Genomic DNA, 7,167 nt, shown 5'->3' on the forward strand with positions numbered 1-7,167 from the left:
CGGTCCGCCACGCGGAGAATCACTCGGCTTCCAGGGCTGCCTGAACTTCGTCGCTGAGGTCAGCGTTGCTGTAGACGTTCTGGACGTCGTCGAGGTCCTCAAGGGCGTCAACGAGCTTCATGAACTTCTTGGCGGCATCGAGGTCCAGCGGCACCTCCATGGAGGGCACGAACTCGGCTTCGTCGGTGTCGTAGTCGATGCCGGCTTCCTTGAGGGCATCGCGGACGGCCTGCAGGTCCTTCGGATCGGAGTGGATCTCGAAGGTGTCCCCGTTGTCCTTGACTTCCTCGGCACCGGCATCCAGCACGGCCATGAGGACGTCGTCCTCGGTGAGGTCGTTCTTGGGCAGCGTCACCACGCCCTTGCGGGTAAACAGGTAGCTGACCGAGCCCGGGTCGGCGATGGTGCCGCCGTTGCGCGAGATGGCCAGCCGGACCTCGGACGCGGCACGGTTCTTGTTGTCGGTAAGGCACTCGATCAGCAGCGCCGAGCCCTGCGGGCCCCGGCATTCGTACATGATCTCTGTGTAGTCCACGACCTCGCCGGTGAGCCCGGCGCCGCGCTTGATGGCGCGGTCAATGTTGTCGTTCGGAACCGACGTCTTCTTGGCCTTGGTGACGGCCAGTTCGAGTCCGGGGTTGCCGGCGAGGTCCGGGCCGCCCATGCGGGCCGCGACTTCGATGTTCTTGATCAGCTTGGCGAACGACTTTGCCCGGCGGCTATCAATGATGGCCTTCTTGTGCTTGGTCGTTGCCCATTTGGAGTGGCCTGACATGCTTTACGCTTCTCCTCTGATCATGCGGATAAAAAGTTCATGCACGCGCTTCTCCCCTGTCACTTCCGGGTGGAATGAGGTGGCCAGCAGTTGGCCTGAACGCACTGCAACAATTCTAGCTGTCCCCTGCAGATCGGCCGCGTGGGAGGCGTGCTCCTGGTCGGCCGGCTCCACCTGCGCCAGGACGTCGACGCCTGGTCCGACGCGCTCCACCCAGGGGCCGCGGATGAACACCGCGTGAACCGGCGCCACGCCCTGCTCTGTGGCGCTGAACTCCAGGCCCTTGAAGTCGAGGTCGGTCTCGAAGGACTCGCGCTGCCGGCCGAATGCGTTGCGGCGCACCGTGATATCCAGGCCGCCGAACGTCTGCTGCGGGTTTCCGGCCAGGTCTGCCGCGGGGTCGGCGATGTCGTCCGCCAGCAGGATCATGCCCGCGCAGGAGCCGTACACCGGGAGGCCACCGGCGATCCGCCGACGCAGCGGCTCCGCCAGATCGAAGGCGCGGGCCAGCTTGTCGATGGCCGTCGACTCGCCGCCGGGAATGATGAGCCCGTCGAGTCCTTCGAGCTCGGCCGGGCGGCGGACGCCCACGCCGGCGGCGCCGGCGGTCTCGACCGCCCGGAGGTGCTCACGAAAGTCACCCTGGAGCGCCAGAACGCCGATGCGCAGGCCAGACCCGGGCTTTTTGGCCACGCCGGCCGGGCGCGGAAGGGCGCTGGAAAGGGAATTGGTCATCTAAACAGCATAGTGTCCCGGGCACAAACCGACGGTCCCGCCGTCGGGGGCCCGCCACATTGCATGCCGCTGCTGGGATATATTACAGAGCATGTTTTCCCTCAGCGTTCCGCTCGGCAAGTTCGTCCGCCGGGTTTCCCGGCTCAGGGGCGGAGGCTCTGCATTCCCCGGCCTGGTGGTCGAAAAAATCGATCCCGGCTTCATGCAGCGGACCCTGTCCACCCTTCCCCACGGCGTGGCCGTGGTCAGCGGCACCAACGGCAAGACGACCACCACCAAGATGGTGGTGGAGCTGCTCGAAAGCCAGGGCCTGAAGGTGTTCACCAACCGCACCGGCAGCAACTTCACCCGAGGCGTGGCGGCTGCCCTGCTCGGCGATGTCGACTGGCGGGGACGGCTCGACGCCGACATCGCCGTGCTGGAACTGGATGAGGCCCACGCCGTGCACTTCGTCAACCGGGTCCCGCCGCGCTACAGCCTGCTGCTGAACGTCCTCCGCGACCAGCTGGACCGCTTCGGTGAGATCGACAAGACCGCCCAGCTCCTCCAGCACATCGCCTCCAAGACCACGGGGACTGTAGTGCTGAACCGCGAGGACCCGCGGGTGGCCCGGATCGCCGATACGCTGCAGGGTCCCGAGGTCCTCTACTTTGGCCTGGACGACTCCCTGCTGGGCACCTTCCCCAGCGACGATGAACTACGCGCCGGGCCGGGCAGCCCCGTACCCGCGGTGCCGGAACGGCCGCAGGCCGACGTCGTCCTCCGCCGCGTGGGTGCCGATGACGCCGATTTTGAGTACGACGGCGTCACGGTCACCACCGGGATGAAGCTCCGTGGCGTCTACAACATCTTCAACGCCGCGGCGGCGCTGGCCCTGGCCCGCAGCATCTGTGGCAGCGGCGCCGCCACGGCGGACCACGGCACCCTCCTGAAGGCCCTGTCCGAGGTGGCCCCGGCGTTCGGACGCGGCGAAAGCCTCACCGTGGACGGGCTTCCGCTGGATCTGGTCCTGGTCAAGAACCCCAGCGGTTTCCGGCTGGGCCTCAAGTCGTTCCCCTCGGGCGGCTACGCCACCATGATCGCGATCAACGACAACTACGCTGACGGCCGCGACATGTCCTGGTTGTGGGACGTCGATTTCGACTCACTGCGCGCAGAAGGCGTGGACCAGGTCACGGGCTCCCGCGCGTACGACATGGCCCTGCGCCTGCAGTACGACGAAGTGCAGATCGGGGCGGCGGATACCGACATCCCGGCCGCCCTGGCCGACTTCATCCGCAAGGGCAAAGGCAGGCCGAAGCGGGTCTTCTGCACCTACACCGCGATGCTCGCCATCCGCCGTGAGCTGTCCAAAATCACTACAGTGGAGGTGGTCTCTTGACCCCCGAACCGACCGCCGGCACCGCCGCACCAAAGGGAACCATCCGGGTCCTCCAGCTGTACCCGCGGGAGATGAACATCTACGGCGACTGGGGCAACGCGCTCGTGCTGCAGCAACGCCTCAAGTGGCACGGCTACACGCCGGAACTACTCGAGTACAACGTGGGCGACGAATTCCCGGAGGGCGTGGACATCATCCTGGGCGGCGGCGGTCAGGACAGCGGCCAGCTCGTCATCCAGGATGACCTCCAGTCCCGGGCCGGCCTCCTCAAGGGGATGGCCGAGGACGGCACGCCGATGCTGCTCATCTGCGGGCTCTACCAGCTTTTCGGCCGCTTCTTCAAGACCCGCTCCGGCCCGGTCATTCCCGGCATCGGCGTTCTGGACGTGGAGACCCAGGGCACGGATGAGCGGCTGATCGGCAACGTCAGGGTAACCACGGCCGAGTTCGGCGAAGTGCTCGGCTACGAGAACCACAGCGGCCAGACCACCCTGGGCCCCGGCGTCGAACCTCTGGGGACAGTGGCGAAGGGCACCGGCAACAACAGCAGTGATGGCCAGGAGGGCGCCCGGTACCGGAACATCGTGGCCAGCTACCTGCACGGTTCCCTGCTGCCCAAGAACCCGGCGATCGCCGACTTCCTGATCCGGACCGCCGTCGAACGCAAGTACGGAACCTTCACGCCCGGCGAAGCGGACGACCGCTACGCCGTCCTGGCCCGCGAGCACGCTGCTCGCCGGCCTCGCTAGGGGCTGCCCGGCCGGGCGGTCTCTCCTGTCACCGGTCCTTGGTGACCAGCAGCTCGTGGGCTCCGGCTTGCACCGCGCCCATGGACTCCACCACCTGTTTGGTCCGCAACCTGGTGTCGGCGTCGGCCGCTGGACTGGCGCAGACGCCCTGCGGGGCGTCCGCGGCCACGGAGCACCAGCGTTAGGGGGCGCTGACGATGACTGACGGTGCCCAGGCGACGTCGGATGCGGTCCACCTGCCGGCACTGTCCCGGCTGAACTGTGCCCGGAGCAGCAGGCCCTCGTTGTTGACCACGTAGGCCGGAGAGAGTTCCGTCACGCCATTTCCCAGCCCGTAGGCGATCCATGTTCCCTTGTACTTTTCGACGGGGAGCACCGAGTGCGTGTGGTGCCCGTAAACCATGGTGAACTGCCCGCTGTCCGCCAGCGCGTGCGCCACCTGCAGCTGCTGCGCGTTGGGGGCGCTGGAGTACTCGTCCCCCGCGTGCATGGCGGCAAGCACGATGTCCGCGCCCTGCTCCCGGGCCGCTTTGGCTTTGGCGATCATGGCCGTGGCGTCGAGCATGTCCACCTGCCACGGCTGTTCCGGGACCTGGCCGTTGAGCCCGTAGGTGCCCGCGATGACCGCAATCCGGGCGGCTTCAGTCTGCAGGATGAGGATGCCGCGGGACTCAGCCAGCGTCCGGTAGGAGCCGGTGTGCTCCAGCCCGGCTGCGTCCAGCACGTCCAGTGTCCTGGTGAGGCCCTCGGTGCCCTGGTCGATGGTGTGGTTGCTGGCCGTGGTGCAGGCCCGGTAACCGACGGCTTTGGCGGCCGCGGCGATCTGCGGCGGGACGTTGAAGGACGGGTATGCGGAGAACGGGCCACCGGGCAGGGCCACCGGCGTTTCCTGGTGGCAGATGGCGAGGTCGCTCTGTTCGATGTAGCGCCGCTGGCCTTCCAGCAGCGGACCGAAGTCGAGCCCTTTGACGCCGCCGGCCACGGCGTCCTCGTGGGCCTGTTGCCAGAGCTGGGCGTGGACCAGCATGTCACCGGTGACCAAGACGGACGTGCAGCGGACCGCCGTGCATGCGGGGCCGGCCCCCGGCGTGGGCGTGGCTGCGGCACTCGGGCTGGGGGTCGCCGTCGGCGTTGGAGCCGCCGTCGGCGTTGGAGCTGCGGTGGCCCCGCCGCTGGGCCTGGCCTGCTCGGCGATCACGCCGCAGGACGCCAGCGCCACCGTCAGCAGTGCGGCGACGGCCACGTATTGCGCACGGCCAGCTGTGTTGTTGTTCCCCATGGCCCCAGCGTATGTCCGGGGAACGCCGACGCCGGGCAACCGGCCCGCAGCGGGCCGCCCAAAACGTTGTGCACCGCAGGACTGCATGAAAGGGTTGCTTCATGACCAATCCCCTCCTGTCCCCCAGCGCCCTGCCCTTCGGACTGCCGCCGTTCGCCGACATCGACGACGCCCACTATGCCGAGGCGGTTGATGCCGGACTCGCCGAGCATCTGGCCGAGATCCAGGCCATCGTGGACTGCCCCGGGCCGGCCACGTTCGAGAACACCGCGCTGGCCATGGAACGGTCCGGCCGCCTGCTGGACCGCGCCGCGGCGTCGTTCTTCACCCTGGTTTCGGCCGACGCCTCCGAGGCCATCAGGAAGCTGGAAACCGAACTGTCGCCCCGCTTCGCCGCCCACCAGGACGCCGTCTACCTCAACCGTCCGCTCTACGAGCGGTTCGCCGCCGTGCACACCGCAGGCCTGGACGCCGAACCGGCACGGCTGGTGGAGGAGTATCTCAAGGAATTCCGCCAGTCCGGCATTCAGCTGGATGACGCCGGCCAGGACAGGCTCCGTTTGCTGAACGCCGAGCTGTCCCGGCTGGGCACGGAATTCGGGCAGCGCGTCAAGGAAGCGATGAAGTCCGCCGCCCTGCTGCTGGACAGCGCCGATGACCTCGCCGGCCTTCCCGCGGACGAGATCGCCAGCGCCGCTGAAGCAGCGCGCGTTGCCGGACATGGGGGCAAGTTCCTCCTGACGCTCATCCAGCCAAGCAATCAGCCCGCCCTGGCCGCGCTGGACAACAGGGACGTGCGCCGGCGGCTCTTCGAGGCCTCTGTGGCCCGCGGCAGCACCGGCGGTGACCTCGACGTCCTCGACCTCGTGAAATTCATGGTCCGGCTCCGCGCCGAAAAGGCCGTCCTGCTGGGCTTCGCCAACTACGCCGAACTGGTGGTGGACCGGCAGACGGCCCCGGACTTCGGCGCGGTCCGCACCATGCTGAACAGGCTGGCGCCCGCCGCCGTCCGGAACGCCGATGCCGAGGCCGCCGCCCTGGCCGAGACAGCCGGCCACCCGCTGGAGGCCTGGGACTGGGCCTATTACTCCGCCAAGGTGCGACGGGAACGGTACGCCGTGGACGAGCAGACCCTCAGGCCGTACTTCGAGCTGGACCGGGTGCTGACGGACGGCGTGTTTTTCGCCGCGACCTCGCTGTTCGGCATCACCTTCCATGAGCGCGCGGACCTCGCGGGCTATCACGAGGATGTCCGGATCTGGGAGGTCCGGGACGCGGACGGAGCAGAGCTGGGGTTGTTCCTGGGCGACTACTACGCCCGCGAAACCAAACGGGGCGGCGCGTGGATGAATTCCCTGGTGGACCAGTCGGCACTTCTGGGCACCAAGCCGGTGGTCATCAACAACCTGAACATCTCCAAGCCGCCCGCGGGCGAGCCGACGCTGCTTACGCTCGACGAGGTGCGCACCGCGTTCCACGAGTTCGGCCATGCCCTGCACGGCCTGTTCTCCAGCGTCACCTATCCACGCTTCTCCGGCACGTCGGTACCGCGAGACTTCGTGGAGTACCCGTCCCAGGTCAACGAAATGTGGATCATGTGGCCGGAGGTGCTGGCCAACTACGCCCGCCACCATGCCACAGGGGAACCGTTGGCCCAGGACATCGTGGACCGGCTCAATTTGTCCCGCCTGTGGGGCGAAGGGTTCGCCACCGCGGAGTACCTCGGCGCGGCGCTGCTTGACCTGGCCTGGCACGTGCTGGAAGCCGACGGCGTTCCGGCGGACGCCCTCGCGTTCGAGGCGAAGGCCCTGGCCGCCGCCGGGGTGGCTCATCCGCTGATTCCGCCGCGGTACCGGACGGGCTATTTCCAGCACATCTTCGCGGGCGACGGCTACGCTGCGGGCTACTACTCCTACATCTGGAGCGAGGTACTGGACGCCGAGACCGTGGACTGGTTCACCGAAAACGGCGGCCTCAACCGGGCCAACGGCGACCGTTTCCGCGCGGAACTCCTCTCCCGCGGCAACAGCCGGGACCCGCTCGAGTCGTTCCGCACCCTGCGCGGACGCGACGCCACCCTCGAGCCGTTACTCAAGCGCCGCGGCCTCGAATAACGAAGGCAACCACCCCTTAGGGCTTGGAGTTTTTGTCCATTTGTCGCGACTTCGGGGGTGTTTAGGTCCCATTATGTGGACAAAAACTCCAAGTGCTTAAACGACGACGGCGGCCGGTCACCTTGGAAGGTGAC

Annotated in this window: 5 protein-coding genes and 1 pseudogene; 3 read left to right on the forward strand and 3 right to left on the reverse strand. The window is 67.6% G+C overall.

The features are described from left to right. Positions 1 to 19 precede the first annotated feature (19 nt). Together ACFQ50_RS04540 and pdxT are read right to left on the reverse strand one after the other, a co-directional pair. Positions 20 to 775 carry a YebC/PmpR family DNA-binding transcriptional regulator gene (locus ACFQ50_RS04540; protein WP_003800675.1) on the reverse strand — a complete coding sequence of 252 codons (756 nt, stop codon included), beginning with the start codon at positions 773 to 775 and terminating at the stop codon, positions 20 to 22. A gap of 3 nt (positions 776 to 778) precedes the next feature. Then, on the reverse strand, positions 779 to 1,510 hold the full coding sequence (gene pdxT, locus ACFQ50_RS04545; protein WP_377994319.1) for a pyridoxal 5'-phosphate synthase glutaminase subunit PdxT: 732 nt from the start codon (positions 1,508 to 1,510) through the stop codon (positions 779 to 781). Between the two features lie 91 nt (positions 1,511 to 1,601). On the opposite strand from pdxT, the gene ACFQ50_RS04550 reads away from it, so the two are divergent. Together ACFQ50_RS04550 and ACFQ50_RS04555 are read left to right on the forward strand one after the other, a co-directional pair. Then, positions 1,602 to 2,891 (forward strand): MurT ligase domain-containing protein, encoded by a 1,290-nt coding sequence (locus ACFQ50_RS04550; RefSeq protein ID WP_377994320.1) that lies wholly within the window; start codon positions 1,602 to 1,604, stop codon positions 2,889 to 2,891. Continuing rightward, the gene (locus ACFQ50_RS04555; RefSeq protein WP_377994321.1) at positions 2,888 to 3,640 is read left to right on the forward strand and encodes a type 1 glutamine amidotransferase; all 753 of its coding nucleotides are present in this window, start codon (positions 2,888 to 2,890) and stop codon (positions 3,638 to 3,640) included. The genes ACFQ50_RS04550 and ACFQ50_RS04555 overlap by 4 nt, the downstream gene beginning before the upstream one ends. 28 nt (positions 3,641 to 3,668) lie before the next feature. On the opposite strand, the pseudogene ACFQ50_RS04560 reads toward ACFQ50_RS04555, so the two are convergent. Next, positions 3,669 to 4,919: pseudogene (locus ACFQ50_RS04560) on the reverse strand (CapA family protein). Positions 4,920 to 5,020: 101 nt separating this feature from the next. On the opposite strand from ACFQ50_RS04560, the gene ACFQ50_RS04565 reads away from it, so the two are divergent. Further along, the gene (locus ACFQ50_RS04565) at positions 5,021 to 7,033 is read left to right on the forward strand and encodes a M3 family metallopeptidase (RefSeq protein WP_377994322.1); all 2,013 of its coding nucleotides are present in this window, start codon (positions 5,021 to 5,023) and stop codon (positions 7,031 to 7,033) included. The last annotated feature ends 134 nt before the right edge of the window (positions 7,034 to 7,167 follow it).

The organism is Arthrobacter sp. NPDC056493 (assembly GCF_042795115.1).
Classification (GTDB): domain Bacteria; phylum Actinomycetota; class Actinomycetes; order Actinomycetales; family Micrococcaceae; genus Arthrobacter.

Coding starts and splice junctions, on each gene's coding strand:
- ACFQ50_RS04565 (WP_377994322.1), top strand. CDS start 5,021: ATGACCAATCCCCTCCTGTCCCCCAGCGCCCTGCCCTTCGGACTGCCG.
- ACFQ50_RS04540 (WP_003800675.1), bottom strand. CDS start 775: ATGTCAGGCCACTCCAAATGGGCAACGACCAAGCACAAGAAGGCCATC.
- ACFQ50_RS04550 (WP_377994320.1), top strand. CDS start 1,602: ATGTTTTCCCTCAGCGTTCCGCTCGGCAAGTTCGTCCGCCGGGTTTCC.
- pdxT (WP_377994319.1), bottom strand. CDS start 1,510: ATGACCAATTCCCTTTCCAGCGCCCTTCCGCGCCCGGCCGGCGTGGCC.